Below are 22,890 nucleotides of genomic sequence, written 5' to 3'. Positions count from 1 at the left end.
ACAGTATGTCAGACAGCCCCACATATAAAAAGGATTTTTGGCAAAGCCTTAGAAAACATACTGCCGCACGAATCGCTTTGGGAAAAGCAGGCAGCAGTATCACTACTCAGGAACTGCTTAAGTTTCAACAGGCCCATGCACTTGCCAGGGATGCTGTGCATACGCCTCTGGATGAGAAAGCATTGACTGAAGCACTTCAACCTCTTCAACAGGAGATCATCACACTGCATACGCAGGCAGAAGACAGACAGACTTATCTGCTCCGTCCGGATTGGGGTAAACAGCTTAGTGATGAAAGTCGGAAGGATTTACCATCACCAGAAGTAGAATCTGACCTATCACTCATCATTGGAGACGGACTGTCGGCCCAGGCCATACATAGGCACATCCCTCCTTTGTTCAAAATTTTGATTCCAAAGCTTAAAGAATCAGGTTTTAGTCTGGCACCAATAAGTATCGTACGGCATGCCAGGGTGGCTGTGAGTGATGAGATCGGAGCCTTGATGAGAAGTAAATTAGCTGTTATTTTTATTGGAGAGAGGCCAGGGCTAAGCGCTGCGGATAGCCTGGGCATTTACCTGACCTACAATCCTGAAAAAGGCAACACTGATGAAAAAAGAAATTGTATATCCAATGTCAGACCAGAAGGAATGCCTTACGTGGTAGCCGCCGAAAAACTGACTTATTTGATCCAAGAGTCATTCAGAAGAAAACTGTCGGGTGTAAAGCTTAAAGATGGTTTACAAATCAGTCTGAAAGGTTAATACTTATGCTACTGTTATTCTTCATCCCGGAAAGGAATCATACGAACCGGAATTTTCAGGATTTCTTCAAAATCTTCCCCTGATTCCCGCATGTCATCATCTTCTTCATCATAATACCACTCTAACACCACATCATTGCCATCGGTATATATTTTTTCAAGTTTCCTTAGTATATCTACCAGGCACTTAGAGGAACTCGTATTAAAATATTCTAGTTTTACAACAAATTTGGTATGTGGATTAGGTTCTTGACGATATGCATCCATCCATTGCATTACCTTTTGGTAAAATTCAACAGAATTTTCAGGAATTGAACGACCTTCTATTTCAAAAACACCATTTTTTGGGTCCAGTATGATTTCTGGTGTTCGGGGAGTCTTGGATTGGTACAGGCTATTCATGCATTAATAATTATGGCAAATAGAAAAGTTCTAGTGAATACTTGATTCTTCAAAAATTAAATCAGGTAAGCAAATAAATGTAAAAATTTAAGCTTTTCTCACTAAAACGTATCCATATCTTCAGGAAATAGTTTATGTATGGAGATATTGTTAAATAATATCCAACTATTTTGATAAATGAACGTAAGCTTACCACGGTAGTTTGTTCATGTTTATTTGAATAAAAGTTAAACAACATTAATTCGTATGCAGTTAGCAAATCATGAAAGTTAGTGTATTTAGAAAAGAGCATTTCAATGCTGCACATCGCTTACATAATCCTGAGTGGTCTGAAGAAAAGAACAGAGCTGTTTTTGGAAAGTGTAATAACCCAAATTATCACGGACACAATTATGAATTAATCGTCAGAGTAAGCGGGTATCCTGACCCTCAAACTGGCTATGTTTGTGATATGAAGTGGCTCAGCGATTTGATCAAAGCAGAGGTAACCAATCATTTTGACCATAAAAACTTAAATTTGGATGTTGAGGAATTTAAAAAACTTAATCCTACAGCTGAGCATATAGCCATAGTAATCTGGAATAAGTTGAGACCTCAAATTGATGAAGAGTTAGATTTAAAAGTAATATTATATGAAACTGAAAGAAACTTTGTTGAATACCCATCCTGACGAACAATACAATAACGCCGAAGAAATTGGCGATAATCATATTTCTACTTCTACTGATACTCCTTTAAGAGCTGATGCTTTTGAGAAAGATGACAATCTTAAAATTGAGTTAATTGCAAAACACTTTCGTGAAATCATGAACATATTGGGGCTTGACCTCAATGATGACAGTCTGAAAGGTACTCCCATGCGCGTTGCAAAAATGTATGTGGAAGAAATTTTTAGTGGAATAAAACCTGAAAACAAGCCAATTGCCACTTTATTTGAGAATAAATACAAGTACAATGAGATGCTGGTGGAAAAAGATATCACCTTCTTCTCAAGTTGTGAGCATCACTTTGTACCTATCACCGGTAAGGCGCATGTAGCATATATCTCTAATGGATATGTAATTGGCCTATCTAAAATAAACAGAATTGTACAATATTACGCAAAAAGACCTCAGGTACAGGAACGAATGACTGTACAAATTGCTCAGGAGCTAAAAGAAACGCTTCAGACCGAGGATATAGCCATAGTTGTGGACGCAGCACATATGTGTGTTTCTTCTCGCGGTGTACAGGATGTAACCAGCAAAACCATAACCTCTTACTACGGAGGCAAATTTGAAGAAGAAAACAAGAAAAGAGAATTTTTGAATTACTTAAATCTTGATTGAGATGGCTGATTTTAGAGATAAAAATATATTAATTATTGGCGGCACTTCGGGAATTGGAGCTGCGCTTATCAATAGGCTTGTAGAAACAGAAGCGCATATTTATATGGCTTCTCGTAAAGAACCTGATGAGCAAATCGCCAAGAAAGTTACACATATCTCTTTGGATGTGTTAGATATTTCTGATGAATTGGATGAGCTCCCAGACGAATTACATGGCCTGGTTTATTTACCTGGAACCATTACTTTGAAACCTTTTCAGGGACTGAAAGCAGATGATTTCATGCGAGATTATGAAATCAATGTTTTGGGAGCGATCAAGGTGATAGAAAAATGTATTAAGAAACTTAAGAATGCTGAGGGGGCGAGTATTGTTCTGTTCAGTACGGTAGCAGCTCAATTGGGACTAAACTATCACACATCCGTTGCAGCCGCAAAAGGTGCTTTAGAAGGCTTTGGACGTTCTTTAGCTGCTGAGTTTGCCTCTAAAAAGGTAAGAGTAAATCTTATAGCTCCATCACTTACAGATACCCCTTTGGCAAAAAACCTATTATCCTCCGAAGAAAAGAAGGAAGCATCTGATCAAAGACATCCAATTGGCAGATATGGGCAACCCGGTGATATTGCTAATATGGCGCAGTATCTGCTATCCGACCAGAGTAGTTGGATTACCGGTCAGGTCTTACATGTTGATGGAGGGCTATCCACACTTAAAACACTTTAACTTAAATTATTTTTTTGTAAGCAGAGTTTAACTTTTGAAAAAAAGAGTTAAACTTTTTGTATTATCGCATAGTTATTGTCTTGAAAATCTATCAGTGCCTACCTGCATTTGTTTTAAATGAATGTTGTTTAACGATATTTTATGATGAGGACCCCACCCGAAGCTTATTTGATTTTCAAAGAAGAGCTTAAAAAAGCTGAGATTGAGAAAGCTAAGCTTAAAGAAAATTATGAGAAAAAACTAAGCGAAATGAAAGACGAGCTTGGTTTTCTTAAGGAGCAAATCACTTCACAACAAGACATGATGAAAACTACGGTAGAATATGCTACCCGTTTGGAAAATGAACTCACTAATTTAAAAAAGCAGATTAATAACGACCGTTTGAATAGCAATCAAAGCTTTCATTGATATTTCGTGAATAGCTTTTTAACTATTTAGCCCTAATGAATCATGGAAAACATTGCTGATAATCAAATTACACAATACAAGTTTGAAATTTTCTTCACCTCCAGATTTGCTCAAGTTTCTTATAACGAAGAAAAAAGAATAGTCCTTTGTTCTTTAAGGTCTGATTATGTTCCTATTGAACACTTCAAAGAGACTTTTTTCAAAATAAGCGAATTGGTTGATAAAGGTTACAACCAGAAATTTATTTTTGATAAAAGATCACTGAAAGCATTTCATCAGCCATCTATGGAGTGGTATTTTGTAGTTTGGAAAAAGGATATGTTTGAAAAAGGACTTAAAGTTCATCGTAAAATTCTTCCCCCAGAACCCTGGTTTAAAAAATCAGTAGAGATCGCCAAACTACAAATCAATAAAGATCACGAGGACCTGATTGTAGATCAACTGGATATTAAATATTGTGATTCTTTAGAACAGGCAGTGGAAATTTGATGATACATATCAGCGATAAAGATATAGCGCAGTACGATAAAAGATATCGGACTAATCTTATCAACTCATTAACTGGTTTTAAGAGTGTTTCATTGGTAGGTAGCATTAATGACGAAGGACTTACCAATCTGGCAATTTTTAGTCAGATCATTCATGTTGGAGCCAATCCACCGCTAATTGGTATACTTTTTCGTCCTCATATCGTGGAGCGCCATACGCTTGAAAATATTCTGAATACCAAAGACTTCACAATCAATCATATTCCTGCCGCTCACGTTAAAAATGCTCATCATACGAGTGCAAGGTGGGACAAATCTGAATTTGAAACTTGTCATTTCACTCCGGAGTACAGCAAAGTAATCAAAGCTCCCTATGTAAAAGAATCAAATGTGCGGCTGGGATGTACTTTTGTGGAGAGACAAAACATTCAGACGAACGATACGGTTTTTATTATTGGTGAAATCAAAGAGATTACAATGGTAGATAGTATTATCAAGGATGATGGATTTGTAGATTTGGAAACGGCTGGTTCTATTACCTGTTCAGGCTTGGACAGTTACCATACTACTAATAAAATCGCCAGGTATACCTATGCCAAGCCAGATCAAGAGCCTGAAGAGTTATAATTTTTTGATATGTCTCAACTTATTGAATTCACAGCTGAAGGGCTTTTTTGTCCTCAGGGAGATTTTTTTATTGATCCCTGGAAGCCTGTTAAAAAAGCTGTAATCACCCACGCCCATGCCGACCATGCCAGATGGGGTCATCAGCACTATCTGTCTCATAAAGACTCTGCTTCAATACTGAAATACAGGTTGGGAGCAGATATACAATTGGAAACATTGGCCTATCATCAGTCTATCCAAATTAATGGAGTCAAACTGAGTCTTCATCCCGCCGGGCATATCTACGGCTCTGCGCAGGTCAGACTAGAATATCAAGGTGAAATATGGGTAGTTTCAGGGGATTATAAACTGGAAAATGATGGTTTTTCAACCGCTTTTGAAACTGTAAAGTGTCATAACTTCATCACTGAATCTACTTTTGGTTTACCAATTTACCACTGGAGACCTCAGCATGAGGTTGCCCAGGAAATTAATGGTTGGTGGTCTAAAAACCAGCAGGAAGGAAAATGCTCAGTAATCGGTGCTTATTCTTTGGGAAAAGCTCAGCGTATTATACAAAGTATTGACCGAAGTATTGGTCCTATTCTACTACATGGAGCGGTTTATAACACCAATCAAGCATTAATTAATGGTGGAGCAGACCTCCCCTACCTACCCAAACTGATTGCAGAAACTGACAAATCAACAATTGCTAAAGCCTTAGTAATTGCTCCCCCTTCAGCTTTAAATAGTAGTTGGGTAAGAAAGCTCAAACCATTTAGTACAGGAATAGCATCGGGCTGGATGCTTATTCGTGGAATGAAAAGAAGAAGAGCTGCTGACAGAGGGTTTGTAGTATCTGATCATGCTGACTGGAATGACCTTAATCAGGCAGTTGAAGCCAGTGGTGCAGAAAATGTATACGTCACCCACGGTTACACTGCATCTTTTGCACGTTGGCTAAGAGAAAAAGGAATCAATGCCCATGAAGTTGAGACGCTCTACGAAGGCGAATTAGCTGAAATGAATGATAGGGAAAACAGCAATGATTAGCATTAGCTTTTGAGCTTTCTTTTGATCATATAGTATGCACCATCTATTAAGGCGCCAATTATATAATTTCTGACAGGTCGCTGTTGAACAACTTTTAGAAAAAGGTATCCAGTTCCCAGACCTACTAATAATCTCATTAATCCATTCATATTTTAAAAATCTTTATTGTCCTAACCCTAAAAATTACCAATTGTTAGAAAGTGATTGAATAAATAGCTTATTCTTTAATAAAGCCTCAATATATATAAGCAAGAAGAATTCTAAAAATCATTTTTAAAAAGGTTGGGTTATCCTATATTTGCACCGCTATTCGTTAAAGGTCAATATTGTACTTAAATTAATTCATATTTATGCATAGCATTGTATACGTTGTACCTGCTCTTGGAGTCCTTGCTTTAATTTACACCGCTGTTCGCTCAGCCTGGATCAAGCGCCAAGATGCCGGAGATCAAACAATGAAGGAGTTAGCAGCATATATTGCCAATGGTGCTATGGCATTTCTCAAAGCAGAATGGAAAGTGCTTACCTACTTTGCCATCATTGCTTCTATCGTTTTAGCATGGTCGGGTACACTGGTTGAGACATCAAGCCCGGTCATTGCGATTTCATTTCTTATTGGAGCTTTTTTCTCTGCCCTGGCAGGTTATATCGGTATGAACATAGCGACCAAAGCTAATGTACGTACCGCTCAGGCAGCCCGAACCAGCTTATCAAAAGCCTTGAAAGTTTCATTTGCTGGGGGCACTGTCATGGGACTTGGAGTAGCGGGTCTTGCAGTCCTTGGATTAGGTGGGTTATTCATCTTCTTTTTCCAACTTTATGTAGTAAGCACTGGAGCATCCGTCAATGGAATTGAAATGGAAAAAGCCCTTGAAGTTTTGGCTGGATTTTCATTGGGTGCTGAAAGTATTGCTCTTTTTGCTCGTGTGGGTGGTGGTATTTATACCAAAGCAGCAGATGTGGGTGCTGATCTGGTGGGAAAAGTAGAAGCTGGCATCCCTGAAGATGATGTACGTAACCCCGCAACTATAGCTGATAATGTGGGAGACAATGTGGGTGACGTAGCCGGAATGGGTGCTGACCTTTTTGGTTCTTATGTAGCTACCATCCTGGCTACAATGGTACTGGGAAGAGAAATTGTATCTGAAGACAATTTTGGAGGAATAGGTCCGGTAATACTGCCGATGTTAATCGCAGGCGTTGGTTTAGTTTTTTCTATCGTAGGTACTCTATTTGTCAGAGTTACAAAAGAAACAGATAGCGTTCAGCGTGCATTAAACTTAGGAAACTGGTCTTCCATTATATTAACCGTTATTGCTTCTTATTTTATCGTAGATGCATTGCTTCCTGCAAACATGGTAATTCGTGGTTTTAGCTTTTCATCTATTGATGTATTTCTAGCCATTTTCGTCGGATTGGTTGTAGGTGCTTTGATGAGTATCATTACAGAATACTATACAGCAATGGGCCGCCGTCCGGTAAACTCTATAGTAAAACAATCTTCAACAGGACATGCCACCAATATCATTGGTGGACTAGCGGTAGGTATGGAATCTACTGTATTGCCAATTCTAGTGCTAGCGGGTGGTATCATTACCTCTTACAGTTGTGCTGGACTTTATGGTGTGGCTATTGCTGCCGCTGGTATGATGGCTACTACAGCTATGCAATTGGCCATTGACGCCTTCGGGCCTATTGCTGATAATGCAGGTGGTATCGCAGAAATGAGCGGCCTCCCTGAAGAAGTAAGAGGTCGTACTGATAACCTGGATGCTGTAGGAAATACGACTGCCGCTACCGGTAAAGGATTTGCTATAGCCTCAGCAGCGTTGACCGCCCTTGCTTTATTTGCAGCCTTTGTAGGAGTTGCCGGTATTGATAGCATTGACCTGTATAAAGCTCCAGTTCTTGGTGCTTTGTTTGTAGGAGCTATGATTCCTTTTATCTTTTCTTCTCTTGCCATTGCTGCAGTTGGAAAAGCTGCGATGGATATGGTACAGGAAGTAAGAAGACAGTTTCGTGAGATACCGGGAATTATGGAACATAAAGCTACTCCTGAATATGCAAAATGTGTGGAAATTTCAACACGTGCCTCTATTCGTGAAATGATCGCTCCCGGAGCTATTGCGCTTCTTTCTCCAATAATCGTAGGATTTGGCCTTAAGGGTGTATTCGCAGATGCTTCTTCTGCTGAAATTCTGGGAGGTATGTTGGCGGGAATCACTGTATCCGGGGTACTTATGGGTATGTTTCAGAACAATGCAGGAGGTGCCTGGGATAATGCTAAAAAATCATTTGAGAAAGGGGTAGAAATTGATGGTAAAATGGAGTATAAAGGTTCAGAAGCGCATAAAGCTTCTGTAACTGGTGATACCGTAGGAGATCCTTTTAAAGATACTTCAGGCCCTTCAATGAACATCCTGATTAAGTTAACATCTATTGTAGCATTGATTATTGCACCACACATCTCGGTAAATGAAACTGCGCATATGGGTGACAAATTACCTGATGAACCAGCAAAAGAAATTACCTTAACCGCTAAAGAGGTTGAAGCAGAATAGCTTCAACCTTTTATTATAGCTTATCTGCCAGATTCCAGATTTTTTCAGCTTTCCTTCCTATGAGCCAGAATGATACCGCTAGGATAGTAAAGAATATTACCTTGTGAAGGCTATCCCAGAAATATTCAAAATATCGGGTATAGATATCAAGCAGTAAAAATATAATGCCAATGTCCCTGGTCATCTTCTTATCGTACTTAAGACCATAAACTACGGCACCTAAGGCGGATAAAGCCAAAACTATTGCCCAGAAAATAAACTTAAGCTGAGAGACTTCGCTCCAAGCCGATAGATCTACATAGTTCCCAAAGATAGAAAGCAACCACAAAGAGGAAAATAAAGAAATCAAGCCCACCATATAGGTACTCTTCAAAAACTGTTCTGGCCACTTCAAAAACTTAAAGAGCTGGTACAAACTCAGAAGAATAATTCCAAAAAAAATGTAACGCATAGGATAATTCATTCCTATAAATAACTCATCCCCTCCTGACCAGTATGTTGTAGCTGTACCAAACCACAGCGCAAAAGCAGCAATAGCGAGATACCAGTTAATACTGGATTTCAAGTAAACCCCCACAAATCCATATATCAGAGCAGATAGCAGTATCAGAACAGGATAATAGCCATCGTACATACCCAGGCTAAAGCCAATGTAAGTGATGGCAAATGCTGAGATAATTGCTCCAAACAAAAAAAGAGATTCATTGCTGAATACTTTCTGGGGATAAGCCTCTCTCCTTTTCATGGCCAAAAAATAAAGGAAAGCCGATAAGATGAAAAAAAGCATACTCTTTATTCCATCGTGGACGTCAAACATAAGGTTAACGATTTTCTCAAGCCAGTCATCAGTGATCATCAAGGTAGTGGCCAGAATAATGCACATCACGGCAAAGAAGAAAGCCAGAAAAGAGAGATTCTTCCAGTCAAAGCTCCCTGAGGAGGTCTCGGAAAACACTTTACTATTGATCAATTCATCAGTCTTATCAGCGCTTAATACGCCTTCTTTATTCCACTTTTGAAGTAGTTTTTTAAATTTTTCTTTTTCAGTAGCACTTAAATTCATTCTGTTATCTCTTCATTAAATCAATCACTAAGGTTGAAAGTATTTACCGACCAATCTTGCCATCATACCAGTTGGTAAATGTTTACCTAAAAAGTAACCTATACGGTTAGAAAAGCCAGGAATAATAACGGCTTTCTTATCCATCATTCCCTGTACAGCTGTATCTGCTACCTCATCCGCACTCATTACTGCTCCCTTAGCATGTTTAATTTTATCAAAGCCAGCTCTTTGAAAGAATTCAGATGCAGTGGGCCCCGGACATAAACAGGAAACATTGATTTTATGCGTTTTGAGTTCCTGACGTAAACCTCTTGAAAAACTCAGCACAAAGTTTTTACTGGCAGCATAAACGCTAAAATAAGGTATCGGTTGGAAAGCAGCAGTGCTGGAAACATTCATAACGTGTGCATATGGTACTTCTCTCAGCATTGGCAGAAAAAAATGACATAACTCAACCAAAACCTTTTGATTGAGTTGTATCATTTCAACGATATGTTCAAGTGACATATCCTGGAATTTACCCCACAACCCAACTCCTGCATTATTAATTAAAATTCTTACCGGCCAGTTGTTCTTTTGGCAGTACGTATACAAGTCGTAGGCGGCATCTGGTGATAAGAGGTCAGCAGTATGCACTTTGACGATTACTTTGTGTTTTTCCTGAATCTCTTTAGCTAATTTCTCCAGTGCTTCGGTTGACCTGGCTACTAATATTAGGTTAAAACCTTCCTGAGCACATCTGCGCGCCAAAGCGGCTCCTATTCCACTGCTGGCTCCTGTAATAAGCGTGTAGTTCATGCTTCTAGTGACTTCAAATCCCATGCCTTCTTCTGATCATAATACAGATGTCCTTTCTGGATGTGCAGCGGGGAAGGAATATTATTGTGATACAACTGACCAGTGCCAAGCCCCTGGGGAATTTTGGGGTCATAGGTTGCACAAAGCTGTGCAATAGCATTCAAGCCTATATTAGATTCCAGGGCAGAAGTGATCCACCAGCCTATATTTCTTTCTTCTGCCAGTTTGATCCACTGCCTAGTTGCCGATATCCCTCCTACCAATGTAGGTTTCAATATTATATAGGCAGGATTAATCTCATCCAATAAATCAACTTTTTCCTTTTGTGAAGTTATCCCAATCAACTCTTCATCTAATGCGATATCAACCGGGCTCTGGATACACAATTGACTCATTAAGGCAGTTTGACCAGGCTTTATAGGCTGTTCAATGGAGTGTACGTCAAAATCTGCCAGTCTAAGGAGTTTTTGATATACATCATCCTCAGTGAATGCTCCATTTGCATCCACCCTGATGTTTATCTTTTCTGCATCATATTGTCTCCTAATGTAAGACAGTAATTCCATCTCTTTGTCAAAATCTATAGCTCCTATCTTGATTTTGATACATGTAAAACCATTTTCAATTTTGGCTTTTACCTGATCTATCATCCAGTCTTTATCACCCATCCATACCAAACCATTAATTTCAATGGGCTGAAAAGGAGCTTGAGACCAGGAATTACTGAGCACTTTTCTATTTCCTCCAAAAAATAGGTCAAGCAGTGCGGTTTCTACAGCAAAACGTACCGAAGGAAGGTGAGCTTCAATATTTTCGTCAACCCAGCGGAATATTTCTGCTTCAGATCCTAAACTCAAATTGCTTTCGCTGAGCTTTTGACATGTCTTTGAAAGCTGGTTTTCTATATCATCACGGTCATCCGGGCTTAATCCTTTCAGAGGGGCACATTCACCCACTCCATAAACCTTTGCTGAATATGCTTGGGAAACTTTGATAAAAAAAGAATCTTTGTGCCTGAGAACACCACGAGATGTACCTGCTAAAAACTTAAAATTAAGTGTGTACTTTTGAAAGGTGCTTATCATTTTTGTCAGAGTTAGATTCCAATTTTTTTATATAAAAAGATATACCAAAATTAATTAAACAAAGATTATGGCCAACTCTAACGATGAATTCACAATAGATGCGATCATTGAGATCCCTAAAGGAAGCCGAAACAAGTATGAATATGACCGCAAAAAGAAAATGATTCGCTATGACAGAATGATTTTCTCATCCATGTTTTATCCGAGTGACTATGGTTTTATTCCGGAAACTCTGGCTGAAGATGGCGACGAAATAGACGTACTTGTATTGGTAACTGAGCCAACCTTTCCTGGTTGTCTGATGGAGGTAAAACCTATTGGTTTATTCAAGATGTACGACGAAAAGGGCACGGATGATAAAATCCTTTGTGTGCCTGTCAGTGACCCTATATGGAACAAGGTAAACACCTTAGAAGAAGTCAACCCTCACCTTAAGATGGAGATTGAACACTTCTTCCAGGTTTATAAAGATCTGGAAAAGAAGAAGGTAGGCGTTGAAGGCTGGGAGAACAAGGCCGCTGCTTTAAATGCAATACAGGAATCGCAAAAAAGATTTCAGGAAAATAGAAGAAGCTAATTGATTCTAGGAATAATATCCCGGTTTAGGTGCATCCCTCATAAAGATACGCCTAAACTGGCTTCCACTTAAAGCGGCAAAACCACCTGCTATACCACCCACCAGACCACTCAAAGCAATCATGAATGTGCCATTGGGCATGCTGAATAGGGCAGCAATCCTTTCGGAAAGTATACTAGAAGTTTCAGCGTCAATCAACCAGGCATAAATCAGCCAAAGAAGACCTACTCCTAAAAAACCACCTAAAAAGTCAATAAACCCTTTAGAGGGTAACCATAAATTGACCAGAAAAGCAGCAATTACCACTGACCACCAGGGAAGGAATAGTTCTAAAAGATAACTAAAAGCAATAATTAATATGATTTTGAATAAAAACCTCATAGCTATTCTTCTGTGTCTGAATTTGGATAAAGGGATTGTTTATACATAATACCCCCTGTTTGCTGTTCACCGCTTTTCATAAACAACAGAGGATAGTAAGTTCCGTTCGTCCAGTTGTTCACCATATTGTCATAGTATGGACTTCCCGGATTACCTGATTGCCCTCCCGGATATACTGCCCAGGCTCTGGGTTGATCCCCCAAAGCTACTACCATTTTCCAGGACTGACCGTGGTTTTCACTGTTAGCGGCTACAATACTTCTTCCCCCACCTACCATAAGCCTATCAATGGAAAAAGGATCAATTCTCAGCAAATGACGGAGAGTGGTATTTTTATAATTACCCCAGTAGTACTCTTCCTCATGTTCTTCTTCCCACTCACTAAGTTCTTTTACCGTTTTTGAGAATGATTCTCTGACAACATCAGGAAGCGTTTCAACCACACTTGTACTTTGCATGTCAAAAAACTCATTATCCGGGAAATTCTGCATAATGTAGACCGTAGTTTCCTTATTGGGTTTCCGCAGCTGCATGGCTACCTCATTAAATTCGTCCCAGACAAGTGCATTCAGATTGTTCCACCAGAGATCAAAGATACTGGGAGCTTCATAATTGGTATTATTGTAGTAATTCCACTTCTGAAGCACATCATATACTTCTTTTTCATCCGCACCTAAGATCGCCAGATCAAGGGTATCCAACATAATCGGCAGAGCCTCAGCTGCCAGAAGATTGTAGGTATCATTCTGAAGATCCATAAAGTCTTTAGGGGTAGCGTTTCTCATCCTTCTCAGCCGATCATTGATACGACGGTTTCTGTAATGCTCATACGTAATGTCGTACACATAATAAGGATAGTTATCCGCTACGGGAACCTGATTGGCAGAGCTGACAAAGCCACGTTCGGGATTTAAGACATGAGCATTCTGTGTGGTTGGGATGTTATACTGCCATTCTAAGGCAGATGTACTACCATCCATCAGAAATTTACCCTGCTCTTTCCATTTGGCAGGGAATTTTCCCTGCACCCACATGGCAATATCTCCTGCAGCAGAGGCAAAAACAAAGTTCTGAGCAGGGCTCTGATACGACTTCAGTGCCTGCACATATTCCTCATAATTATCGGCACGATTCAGTTGATAAAAGGTAAGTAATTCGGAAGATGCGTCCAGAGCAGTCCACTTCATGGCATACCCTCTTTTGTTATTAATCACCGTATCCACAGGAAACGTCTCATCGTATACCACCGGCCCAAAATGTGTATAGGTAACCGTGTCGTAAAATGTACTTCCATCTCTTACTTTAATCTCCTCCACCCTATTCTGCACCTTCAGACGGTTATCATCATAATAGTACTCATTACGAAAGCTATCAGTAAAATGAATTTTATACCAGTCTTTCACATCTCTTCGTGCATTGGTTACTCCCCAGGCAATAGAGTCATTAAAACCAATAATAATATTAGGTGAACCCGGAAGTGCTACGCCCATTACATTTACACCAGGGGCATTTAGCTGCATTGCATACCAGATGGAAGGCAGGTTAAGCCCTAAATGTGGATCGTTGGCAAGTATAGGTTTACCAGATCTGCTCATACTTCCTGAAATTGCCCAATTGTTACTTCCATTGTCAGGGTCTGGCTTATCAATAACCTCTAGGATGAAATCTGTAGTATCAGCTACTGCTATACTGGGAGTATCTAATGGTGCAGCTTTAAAATTCCATTCTGTGCTCGGTGGAATTATCGGCTCCTCATGTTGTGCTGAGTCAGGAAATAAAAAGTCAAAATTCTCCCTACCCAAAAGCTTTAATGCATTGGTATTTTCCAGATCATTGTCGTATCCGGAAAGGTCATCAGCCATATATGAGAGTAGCAAGGTAGTTTTGAGCGGCGTCCAGGGTTCAGGGTAATAGTCAAGAAGCTTGTATTCTATAGGTATGTGATCATAATTCAAACTACTAATATATGCATTAACTCCTGAGGCATATGCTTCCAACTGACTCTTACCCAGTGTTGTACGCATCAGTTCTTTTAGTGAGTTTTCAGCTCCATAGGTAAGCCCTTTTCTTCTCTGCATCCGGTCAAACTGTAGGGCCTGCTCACCTACGATTTCTGATAGTCTGCCAGCCGCCACATGCGTAATAAATTCCATCTGCCATAAGCGATGCTGAGCCATAATGTAGCCCTGCGCCCGGTAGAGGTCAGTCTCATTTTCAGCAAAAATATGAGGGATAAGCAAAGAGTCATAATGTACACTTACCGGAGCTTCCAGGATATCAAGCATAAGGGTAGGACTGGATTCAGGCACTTTCGTTTCAGCATTTTGCCAGAAGCCGTGGAAGGGATCTAAAAATTTCCCAAGTGGAGGTATGTTGTGGATTTTGATAGATAAGGCTACCGTGATGGCAATCGTAATGATAAATGAGAGAAGAAATTTTACGACCTTCATATAGAATTAAGCCTTAAATATAGCATATTAAACATTTTAATGATCCACAAAATAAAGCTGTGGATTGTAAACTAAGATTATAGTGGACAAAGCATTGAAAAAACAGTATAAATGTTGTTGTTCACTTAAATTTCTTCACGAAATTAATCATAATCTATTTACACCAAAATGTTTTGCACTAAAAGAAGATACATTTTTAAGACGATCTGGTAATATGCTAAATTATATGTAAAGTAATACTTCAACATAAGGCTTAGGTATCATTTTTAGAGGGTCGCTCCTGCATTCCCCCCATAATATAACCATAAGGTTTTAGCATATCCACCTCATCAAAAATCTGTTTTAACATTGCAGTAAAGGGAATAAAGAGAATCATTCCGGCAATTCCCCACACCAGATTTCCTACGAAAATTGCCAGTATTGTAAACATCGGGTTAACACTTACCTTTCTCCCCACTATGTTTGGGGTGATCATATAACTTTCAAAAGATTGAATGATAATGAAATAGATAATGACGCCCAGTGGATACCACAATGAATCTTTCATGACCAAAGCAAACAAAGCTGGCAAAATAGAGCCCACTAGAGGACCGATAAAAGGAACTATATTTAGGATTGCTGCAAAGACAGCAAAAAAGATGGCATGTTCAATATCCATAGCCCAGAGAGCAATGCTATTACAGGCGGCAAGAATTAATATGACCAGGAAAATGCCTATGATGTAGTTTCTTACTACCTGTTTTACCTTTAATATGATGGTTTCCAAATGATCGTCATCTCCTTTGATAGCTTTGAGGGCAAACTTTAGTATTTCATCCCGGTAAATCAGAAATAATACAACCAGTGACATAAACAACATGACCTGAATGAAACTTGCAGTCATTTGGCTTAAACCATCTGTAAGAATATCGGTATTGTTTTCTAACAGCATACCGAACGCTTCTTGCATTGTATCCATTTCCATCAAACTTGTGTTTCCAGTCAACTCATTAAATCGTTCAGCTACTCTGGATATTAAGTCATTCATATTTTGACCCAGGCTCTGTAAATCACTGGCAAAGCGCTTGGTCTGTGTATAAAAAAAGGTAACAATTCCTCCTAAAATAATAATAGCCAGCAAAAGACTTATCAAAGCAGTTAACCAGCGGGCAAAATGACGATTTTCTAACCACGTACAAAGTGGAGAAAATAATATCGCAATAAACCCGGCAAATACCAGTGGTATCAGCACCGGTCGCGCAACCACGAGGATGTGAGTAATCAGGGTAACTAATAAAAAAAATGCGGCCCAGCGGATAATCCGACTTTGCGAAGTAAAAGTTTGCATATAAGATGAAAAAATGATCTTCTAAAATATAGAAGCGTTTAAGACTCGTATTGTTCACTCGCCTTAAATATCAACTGTTTAGATGAGGGATTTGCAGATGTACATATCATACACAAGCAAAACATGCTAAGCTTAATAGATTCACTCCTGCAAGTGAAGGATAAAGCCGCTTTTAGTTTTCGTATTTTACTATGGTATTATCTGGTAAGATAATGATTACCTCACCTGTCGGAGCAGTGTAAACCTTACGCACATAATCACTGGGAAAATTGGGGTCTTTGATAAATTCGTACTCATCGCTAACAGGATCAACCTCGATGATGCCTTCCTGTGCGCTAATTACAACCTGGTCATGAAGTATATCCAAACTATTGAAAGTACCATTGATGATCGCTCTATCCTTTGCAGGTATTTCATCGTAATTTGCAAAACTTCCTATGTCTAAATTAAATACCGCCTTCCAATCCTCCTCAAACTTCAACAGTCTCTTCGGAAACTGTCTGGCGATAAAGTAAAGCTCATTTTCAACTGCCAATATTTTATATCCTGTGCCTAGTCCGGACAGATCTTCGGGAAAAAAATCAATATTGAGCTTAGAGTACTTCGCAATTACATTTTTGTCCTGATATTGATAAACGCCTGCATCAGTGCCCAAGGCAAAAACATCACCATTAGATAGTATTTCTAATTGACCTAGAAAAGTACCAATACTATCGGTGGGGTCTGAGTAAAATTCATATTGCTGATCGTCCACATTCAGGGTCAGTATGTTCGCTGAAATCTGCCTTTCTTTACTCAGCTCACCTACTCCGGAAACGAAAAGTATTCTTCCATTGCTGTCTACTTCCATATCTGTGCAGGGCAGATCTAAGATTTTACTGATTGTCAGATTCTGATCAATTTTAAAAATCCCTTCTGTGGTACATATACAGGCAAATTCATCATTAAAGTTAATCAGTTGATCAACTATCATATCCTGCTCGTATTCAGCAACACTGTTCAAACTTTGGTCTGTTATCAAAAAACCATCAAAACCACCAAATATATAGTTGTTATTGAACGCTATAACTTCTACCATTTCAATATCAGTGCTTAACTCCTTAACCGTAAATAAATCAGAGTCTACAATAGGTTCAATTTTTACATCATCTGGCCCTGCTTCAGGCGTCATCTTTTCATCACTGCAGCCTATTGCTAACAGGCAAGTCATGTAGATTAATAGCTTCTTCATAATTCTTATTAGTATTTAAATGGGGTTGTACAATGTAATTGTAAAGGTTGCACATAATATTAGGCCTGTTTCATAAAAAATTATCTGATCTCTGGTCTGTAAAAGGCAGATCGGAATTGTAATCATCATAGGGGGTGTTTAATTCCTGAAGATTTGCCGGCTTATCAGTGACTCGGATAGCATGAGTAAAATCATAATGATCACTATTGAATGGGCAGCCAGATAAAAAAATATTCAAGAATACTAATGTGTAAATATGCTTGCTTCTCATTTGATTTACAGGTTAGAAATCGTATCACCTTAATTCAACTGCTTCGGTACAGGTTTTAAACTCATCTCCATTTTCAAGTTTGTAAATGATCTCAAACTGGTTGATTTCAGCTTGCGGAGCTTCAGTAAATTTAATTTCAAAGTTCATCTCTCTAACTCCATCCGCATTAATGGCCAGATATTCGTTTAAAGAAATATTTTGATTGAAGTCCTCTACATCAAGAGTCCAGTCGCTCAGTAAGATAATATGGTTAAGCGTGTCTCCGGCGGCATATTCCTGATTGTATCGACTTTGAGCAATTACGAAAAGTGTATCCAGGCCAATCAGCGAACCCTGATAACCATTCTCTAAACAATCCAGCGCATACAAACTTGCTCCTCCTTTTACTGTATTGGCAGTATAGGTCATCTCAAATCCTACCCTAATGAAGTAATTCTGCCAGTCTACTGACTTACCATCTGTTATTACTTCCCAGGGATTCAATCCGTCATTGGTAAATACTAAATTGTAGGCTTGTAAAGCCTGAATCTCAAAGTAAGGAAGCGCTTTTCCGCATGTTTCCTCTTTCTGACACGAAAGGATTAATGTAGAAAAGAAGAAAAAAACGATCAGTATGAACCTCATTTATGATTTGTATTAACGAAGTAATTTCTGAGTACGAGTAATTACTTACAAAACAAATGTAATTCTTTTAACTAAATGATTAAATACTTTGTGATTAATAATTATACAAAGAATCATTTGCTTTATTAAGACATAGTGATCAAGAAAATTATGTGCTATTACTCAAATTTTAAATGCAATAATAATGTGGTATTGTCAAAATAGTTAATTGCATCTTTTGATTTGAACATCTTATAGGATTCAGTACTTATTGACTCAATTGAGTAGTAATTTTTGCATGGATTGTATAATAACCTGGAAGCAATCAGCCTGAAATGCCCATCGTAAAACTTATAAGCAAGTTTACTTCGTTAAAGTAATTTCTACTCGCCGATTAAGCGCTGCACCCTGTGAATTATCCAGTAAAGGGTAGCGGTTACCATAACCTTTGGCAGTGATTCTGTCTGTATTTATCCCTTTGTTGATCAGCCATTTACCTACCTCAATAGCTCTTAGTTCAGAAAGTCGCTGATTGTAAGCATCACTCCCGACACTATCAGTATGCCCCATGATAACTATTTTAGTGTCAGGCGAAGCTTTGAGATATTGAAACAAGCGTTCAAGTACAGGCAAAGAATTTTGATCAGGCTTATGGCTATCAAATTCAAATTGTAAATGCTGCAAAATGATGGTATCTCCCACTGCTATTTCATTTGCAAAGGGATCAGTGGTCTCAGGATTACCGACCCAAACTTCGGAAAGCATACAGCCACATGCAGAGCTATCCGCAACATGATAGAGTTCTACCTTATCCACCAAATAGTATGCTGATTCATTGACGTTGAGTTGACTCTTACCGGCTACCTGATGACGACTGACATTCAAATTAGATGGGGAAGAAAACCTACCGATAGTCATATAATTTTCATTACCACTCGCTATGTATGAGGAACATAAGGTTATCCAATCCTCAGTATTATCCAATGCGGTGGTAAATGAAATGCCGGGATTATTTGGTAGCTCTTTTAGATCAAACTTCAGGGGTGCTTGGGTAAACAGTACGCCAAATTTATTAATGGAAAAACCCGCATTTGCCGATAGACGAATGTCTACCCTGAAGCAGTAGGTGCTGTCCTGCTTCAAAGGCTTCAACAATTTTGTCTGCAGGCTTTCACTGTAATCTCTTATGCCATGTATATTTGCATATTCCGCTTTTAACTGAAGCATCAGGCCGACATATCCATTTTTCTTGTCCTGACTTTCTGGTTCTTTGAAATGGCGGGGTACTCCTTCAACAGTACGATGAGAGTTGTAATAATCAGGGGTAGCTTTGTCGGGAGAATACCATGCAGGAATGAGAGACTCAATCTGATCCTGTCCATCATTTACTAACCAAATGGGTTTAAAATAATACTGATCAAATGAAGGATTGGCGATCAATTTTCCTGAATTTTCATATTTTTTTACCGAGACCGAATCATCTGAGAAGTCACTTTTGATCACTTTTCCAATCAGGCTGTCTCCTTCATACACTTCAAGTTCAGAATAGGTTAATGAGTCATTATGATACTGTTCCGTCAAATAAAGAACACCTTCCTGGTTATAATAAGACCATGTGCCTTCTTTCAACACTTCAGTATCGCAATCATCTACTTTGGTAGTGTATTGGCGGATTTCTTTGAGCGCACCATTAGGATAATAGGATATCCATTTTCCAAACTTTCTTTTCTCATGCGTAACTATCTTAGGATAAGCAGGGTCATTATACAGACACAGAATATACTTTCCTTTATATTTGATTTGACCGTTGGGGTAGGTATCCTCTACGGTAAAGATACTGCGGTTGCAGCTTGCCAGCATAATTACCATAATCAGAGTTCCCAGCGGGTACTTCATAAAAGTTTGCTTTAGCACTTAACGCCTCTCTTCCCTGATTATTTGACAAGCCATGAGCCACTAAGTAAACGTATCTGAGCGCTGCAATGTAGTATTAATTTCCTTTCACGTACCTTCTGATGAGTACACGAAGTAATGCCGGAAATAATTATTAGGGGCTGCAAGTTCTTGCTGATGCACTAATCGTACATAATCTCAACCCATAGAGTACCCGTTTCTGGCTCTACAACATATTTCCATGTATTTCCCCATTCAGTGCCTTTGGCTTTTTTTAGTTTTTTTCCTATAGGTTGCTCTGCGATGGCTAACTGACTTATTCCTGAAAAAGAAGTTGAATCTATGAGCCTGAATCTATCAACGTAAGCATTATCATAGTAATTTTTCATTTTCAACCGGTAGACTGAGACCCGTATTTTCTTTTGTTCGTCATAGTAACAGTTAATGGACTCAACCTCAGGAATATTGATGTCTGAATGAAGCTCATTAGTGTCAATGACGATCTGACTACATCCTTTAGAGTTTACAAAAGTTAATCCTAGAAAGGTAAAGACACCACCGATCATAACTATGATGACTACCAAAGATATCGCATGTTTTCTTTTCATATGATCCTCTTGTCTGTTAGAAGTACATTGTCACTATATTTAAGACTCATTCATACAGAAAAATTAGGTCATCATGCCTGGAGGTCTTAGCAAAGTAGTGTTCAATCCCACTGCACATATTTGCGCCAGTTATGTTGCTCTTTGAATCCCAGCACTTCACGGATTTTACGATTGGAATACAATGCTTCATGTTCCCCCAATTCACGTGAAATAGGCACACCCGGAAAAAAACGTTCTGCCAATTCTTTACTGGGGATCACAGCGCCATTGTGGTCGTTTCCGGCATTAAAAACTTGAAAACCCAGGCCATCTTTTTGCAGACATAAATCCACAATCTGTCCCAGATCACGTGCATCAATATAACAGAAAGCGTTCCTGCGGCGCACTTCCGGGTGCTTGAAATAATGAGGAAAAAGTTCGGCATACTCATGAGGCTCAATCACATTGCCAATACGTAGGGCATAGATATCAAATCCTGATCTCAACTGAAAGCTGCGGGCAGTTTTCTCATTCACTACCTTTGACAATCCGTAGCTATCCATGGGATCAACATCATAATCCTCTTCCAGTGGCAGAACTTTAGGATCAGTTTTGCCATCAGAAAAACAGATGCCGTAGGTAGTCTCCGAGGATGCGATAATAATCTTTTTAATGCCCAGTTTTACAGCCGCTTCTATCACATTGTAGGTGCCCATGGTATTGACCCGAAAAGTTTCATTGTCCGGTTTGATCAATATCCTGGGGATTGCAGCAAAATGTACCACTGCATCAAACTTTGGTACACCATTGCCAGGTTCCAATTCATCTAAGTCAGCATAGGAACGCATGGCATTGAACATTTGTCCGGAATCCGTAATATCAGCTATCAGATTATCCACCCCCGGATGATCCAAGGGCTTCAGATCTACATTCATCACTCTATGTCCCTGTTCCAGCAGATAAGGTATCACGTGCTTACCTGCTTTGCCCGATCCTCCCGTAAAAAATATTCGCTTTTTGGTCATGTATTCTTCTGTTTAATCATGATTTTAATTATTAACCGCTAAGCATTTGTGCCTTCATTAGTAGTACAATTTCACAATGCTTTGGCTTTATATGCGCTCAGTATAGGGCTTTACAGATCACCATCAAAATATTTTTCTCAAACTACTGATCACTTCACCCTCCAGACTTTAAAATTCTTATACCGGGCATTCCGGGTATACATATGTCTTAAACCAATCCTTCCGGATTCATTGGAGGGATACATGGATACATCCCATTTACAAACTAACGTTTCTGAAGTATCGGCTTTGTTGGTAATATGCATCTCTATTTGATCTCCATATTTAACAACTTCAATGTGATAGCTTACATTAGGCTGAAATAACCCGGTACTGAAGTGATCTCCGGGAACATCGGTTTCTGCCAGACCTTCTGTGTTAGGATTATATCTGCGCAGGCGGATATAATCGTTGTCACCTGAGTATTCAGTTGCCGAAAAAGCAGCATAACTGATATGGTAGGCGTTCATGTGATTGAAATAGGTCCGCATATGAGGCACTACTCTTTTATCATTCCACAGTGAAATATCGCTAGGATATTCGGCATTCCCTTTACCTGTAGCATGAAAGTATAATATATTTACACATCTGGTAATCGTATCGGTACGGGTATAATCATATTCTATACAGATGTCTCCCTGGAAACTTTGTTTTGTCCATAGTACAGTATGGCAGGTATCATTCCCGTGTTCAGCACCAGCAATCAGTTCCATGCCCTCTTCATTGTTCACTACTTTTGATCGCAAGCCATCCAGCATCCATTCTGATTTCCAGTCAGTAGTACCTGAATATTCAAAAAGGAGCTCTGATTTAGTCCAGGAGGCTTTGGGCCTATTTTTCTGATTGCATCCGCTAATCATGCAAATGATGAAACAAATCAAGCATATGCCAGGCAAGTGGTATTTCATTCGCTCAAACTTTTTTGTTATTCAATTGAGTTTCATTGAAAGAAATATAAGGTACAATCTATCAATTTTTGTGTTTATCAAGCTTAGCATTGTCAAAAAACCTATTGATTGCTTGCTTTAGTCATTCACCTTATCTCATAACCTTAGCGCTCAGGATTTTTGCTTCCTTACTGACTTTCTGAAATGTCAATCACTAAATCAGCATTCAAATTAGTCGCTAAATTTTTAGAGTCTATAACTGCCTTAGATCATGTTTAAAAATTCTATTTGGTATTTACGCCAGTCGGTTGATGATAATTTGACAGTTTTGCCAAAGTAGCCA

The 22,890-nt window shown here is 39.0% G+C and carries 23 protein-coding genes; 10 read left to right on the top strand and 13 right to left on the bottom strand.

Annotation, left to right across the window (positions count from 1 at the left end; translation table 11 throughout):
- The first annotated feature begins 5 nt into the window (after positions 1–5).
- On the top strand, positions 6–764 hold the full coding sequence (gene eutC / locus WJR50_RS18030; protein WP_341294703.1) for an ethanolamine ammonia-lyase subunit EutC: 759 nt from the start codon (positions 6–8) through the stop codon (positions 762–764).
- Between the two features lie 14 nt (positions 765–778).
- Here the strand turns inward: eutC and WJR50_RS18025 are convergent, their stop codons facing one another.
- Entirely contained in the window at positions 779–1,165 is a 387-nt protein-coding gene (locus WJR50_RS18025; protein ID WP_341294702.1) for a DUF1987 domain-containing protein, read from the bottom strand.
- A gap of 262 nt (positions 1,166–1,427) precedes the next feature.
- Between WJR50_RS18025 and WJR50_RS18020 the strand changes: the two genes are divergently transcribed.
- From WJR50_RS18020 to WJR50_RS17985, 8 genes are all read left to right on the top strand, one after another.
- Positions 1,428–1,835 carry a 6-pyruvoyl trahydropterin synthase family protein gene (locus WJR50_RS18020; protein WP_341294701.1) on the top strand — a complete coding sequence of 136 codons (408 nt, stop codon included), beginning with the start codon at positions 1,428–1,430 and terminating at the stop codon, positions 1,833–1,835.
- Positions 1,798–2,493, top strand: coding sequence for a GTP cyclohydrolase I FolE (folE, locus tag WJR50_RS18015; RefSeq protein ID WP_341294700.1), 696 nt, complete (start codon positions 1,798–1,800; stop codon positions 2,491–2,493). Before WJR50_RS18020 ends, folE begins: the two co-directional genes overlap by 38 nt.
- Position 2,494: 1 nt before the next feature.
- A complete protein-coding gene (locus WJR50_RS18010) occupies positions 2,495–3,214 on the top strand; it encodes an SDR family NAD(P)-dependent oxidoreductase (RefSeq protein ID WP_341294699.1) in 720 nt (239 codons plus the stop codon).
- A 141-nt stretch (positions 3,215–3,355) separates the two neighbouring features.
- Positions 3,356–3,622, top strand: a complete 267-nt coding sequence (locus WJR50_RS18005) for a hypothetical protein (RefSeq protein WP_341294698.1) — start codon at positions 3,356–3,358, stop codon at positions 3,620–3,622.
- 42 nt (positions 3,623–3,664) lie between these two features.
- Positions 3,665–4,111 (top strand): hypothetical protein, encoded by a 447-nt coding sequence (locus WJR50_RS18000; RefSeq protein WP_341294697.1) that lies wholly within the window; start codon positions 3,665–3,667, stop codon positions 4,109–4,111.
- Entirely contained in the window at positions 4,111–4,737 is a 627-nt protein-coding gene (locus WJR50_RS17995) for a flavin reductase family protein (RefSeq protein WP_341294696.1), read from the top strand. The genes WJR50_RS18000 and WJR50_RS17995 overlap by 1 nt, the downstream gene beginning before the upstream one ends.
- Before the next feature lie 9 nt (positions 4,738–4,746).
- Positions 4,747–5,769 carry a ligase-associated DNA damage response exonuclease gene (locus WJR50_RS17990; RefSeq protein WP_341294695.1) on the top strand — a complete coding sequence of 341 codons (1,023 nt, stop codon included), beginning with the start codon at positions 4,747–4,749 and terminating at the stop codon, positions 5,767–5,769.
- A gap of 350 nt (positions 5,770–6,119) precedes the next feature.
- A complete protein-coding gene (locus WJR50_RS17985) occupies positions 6,120–8,330 on the top strand; it encodes a sodium-translocating pyrophosphatase (protein ID WP_341294694.1) in 2,211 nt (736 codons plus the stop codon).
- Between the two features lie 13 nt (positions 8,331–8,343).
- Here the strand turns inward: WJR50_RS17985 and WJR50_RS17980 are convergent, their stop codons facing one another.
- From WJR50_RS17980 to WJR50_RS17970, 3 genes are read right to left on the bottom strand one after another with little or no spacing between them, the layout of a single operon-like run.
- Entirely contained in the window at positions 8,344–9,393 is a 1,050-nt protein-coding gene (locus tag WJR50_RS17980) for a hypothetical protein (RefSeq protein ID WP_341294693.1), read from the bottom strand.
- 27 nt (positions 9,394–9,420) lie between these two features.
- Positions 9,421–10,191, bottom strand: coding sequence for an SDR family NAD(P)-dependent oxidoreductase (locus WJR50_RS17975; RefSeq protein WP_341294692.1), 771 nt, complete (start codon positions 10,189–10,191; stop codon positions 9,421–9,423).
- Positions 10,188–11,276, bottom strand: a complete 1,089-nt coding sequence (locus tag WJR50_RS17970) for an o-succinylbenzoate synthase (protein WP_341294691.1) — start codon at positions 11,274–11,276, stop codon at positions 10,188–10,190. Before WJR50_RS17970 ends, WJR50_RS17975 begins: the two co-directional genes overlap by 4 nt.
- A 67-nt stretch (positions 11,277–11,343) precedes the next feature.
- On the opposite strand from WJR50_RS17970, the gene WJR50_RS17965 reads away from it, so the two are divergent.
- On the top strand, positions 11,344–11,853 hold the full coding sequence (locus WJR50_RS17965) for an inorganic diphosphatase (RefSeq protein WP_341294690.1): 510 nt from the start codon (positions 11,344–11,346) through the stop codon (positions 11,851–11,853).
- Between the two features lie 6 nt (positions 11,854–11,859).
- Here WJR50_RS17965 and WJR50_RS17960 read toward each other — a convergent pair whose 3' ends face one another.
- The 9 genes from WJR50_RS17960 to WJR50_RS17920 all read right to left on the bottom strand — a co-directional run bounded on the left by WJR50_RS17960 (position 11,860) and on the right by WJR50_RS17920 (position 22,568).
- On the bottom strand, positions 11,860–12,234 hold the full coding sequence (locus tag WJR50_RS17960; RefSeq protein WP_341294689.1) for a hypothetical protein: 375 nt from the start codon (positions 12,232–12,234) through the stop codon (positions 11,860–11,862).
- Between the two features lie 2 nt (positions 12,235–12,236).
- A complete protein-coding gene (locus WJR50_RS17955; RefSeq protein WP_341294688.1) occupies positions 12,237–14,684 on the bottom strand; it encodes a penicillin acylase family protein in 2,448 nt (815 codons plus the stop codon).
- Between the two features lie 253 nt (positions 14,685–14,937).
- Positions 14,938–16,011 carry an AI-2E family transporter gene (locus WJR50_RS17950; RefSeq protein WP_341294687.1) on the bottom strand — a complete coding sequence of 358 codons (1,074 nt, stop codon included), beginning with the start codon at positions 16,009–16,011 and terminating at the stop codon, positions 14,938–14,940.
- Positions 16,012–16,183: 172 nt separating this feature from the next.
- A complete protein-coding gene (locus WJR50_RS17945) occupies positions 16,184–17,242 on the bottom strand; it encodes a hypothetical protein (RefSeq protein ID WP_341294686.1) in 1,059 nt (352 codons plus the stop codon).
- A 295-nt stretch (positions 17,243–17,537) separates the two neighbouring features.
- Complete coding sequence (locus WJR50_RS17940) at positions 17,538–18,137, bottom strand: hypothetical protein (protein ID WP_341294685.1); 600 nt, start codon at positions 18,135–18,137, stop codon at positions 17,538–17,540.
- Positions 18,138–18,479: 342 nt separating this feature from the next.
- Positions 18,480–20,012: an OmpA family protein gene (locus tag WJR50_RS17935; protein WP_341294684.1), complete on the bottom strand. Its 1,533-nt coding sequence runs from the start codon at positions 20,010–20,012 to the stop codon at positions 18,480–18,482.
- Between the two features lie 179 nt (positions 20,013–20,191).
- Positions 20,192–20,593, bottom strand: a complete 402-nt coding sequence (locus tag WJR50_RS17930; protein WP_341294683.1) for a hypothetical protein — start codon at positions 20,591–20,593, stop codon at positions 20,192–20,194.
- Positions 20,594–20,718: 125 nt separating this feature from the next.
- Entirely contained in the window at positions 20,719–21,621 is a 903-nt protein-coding gene (locus tag WJR50_RS17925) for an NAD-dependent epimerase/dehydratase family protein (RefSeq protein ID WP_341294682.1), read from the bottom strand.
- Between the two features lie 149 nt (positions 21,622–21,770).
- A complete protein-coding gene (locus tag WJR50_RS17920) occupies positions 21,771–22,568 on the bottom strand; it encodes a DUF1961 family protein (protein ID WP_341294681.1) in 798 nt (265 codons plus the stop codon).
- Positions 22,569–22,890: the final 322 nt, after the last annotated feature.

Origin of the sequence: Catalinimonas locisalis (assembly GCF_038039535.1) — a bacterium.
Classification (GTDB): Bacteria; Bacteroidota; Bacteroidia; order Cytophagales; family Cyclobacteriaceae; genus Catalinimonas.
This window is presented reverse-complemented; position numbering and strand designations above follow the sequence as displayed.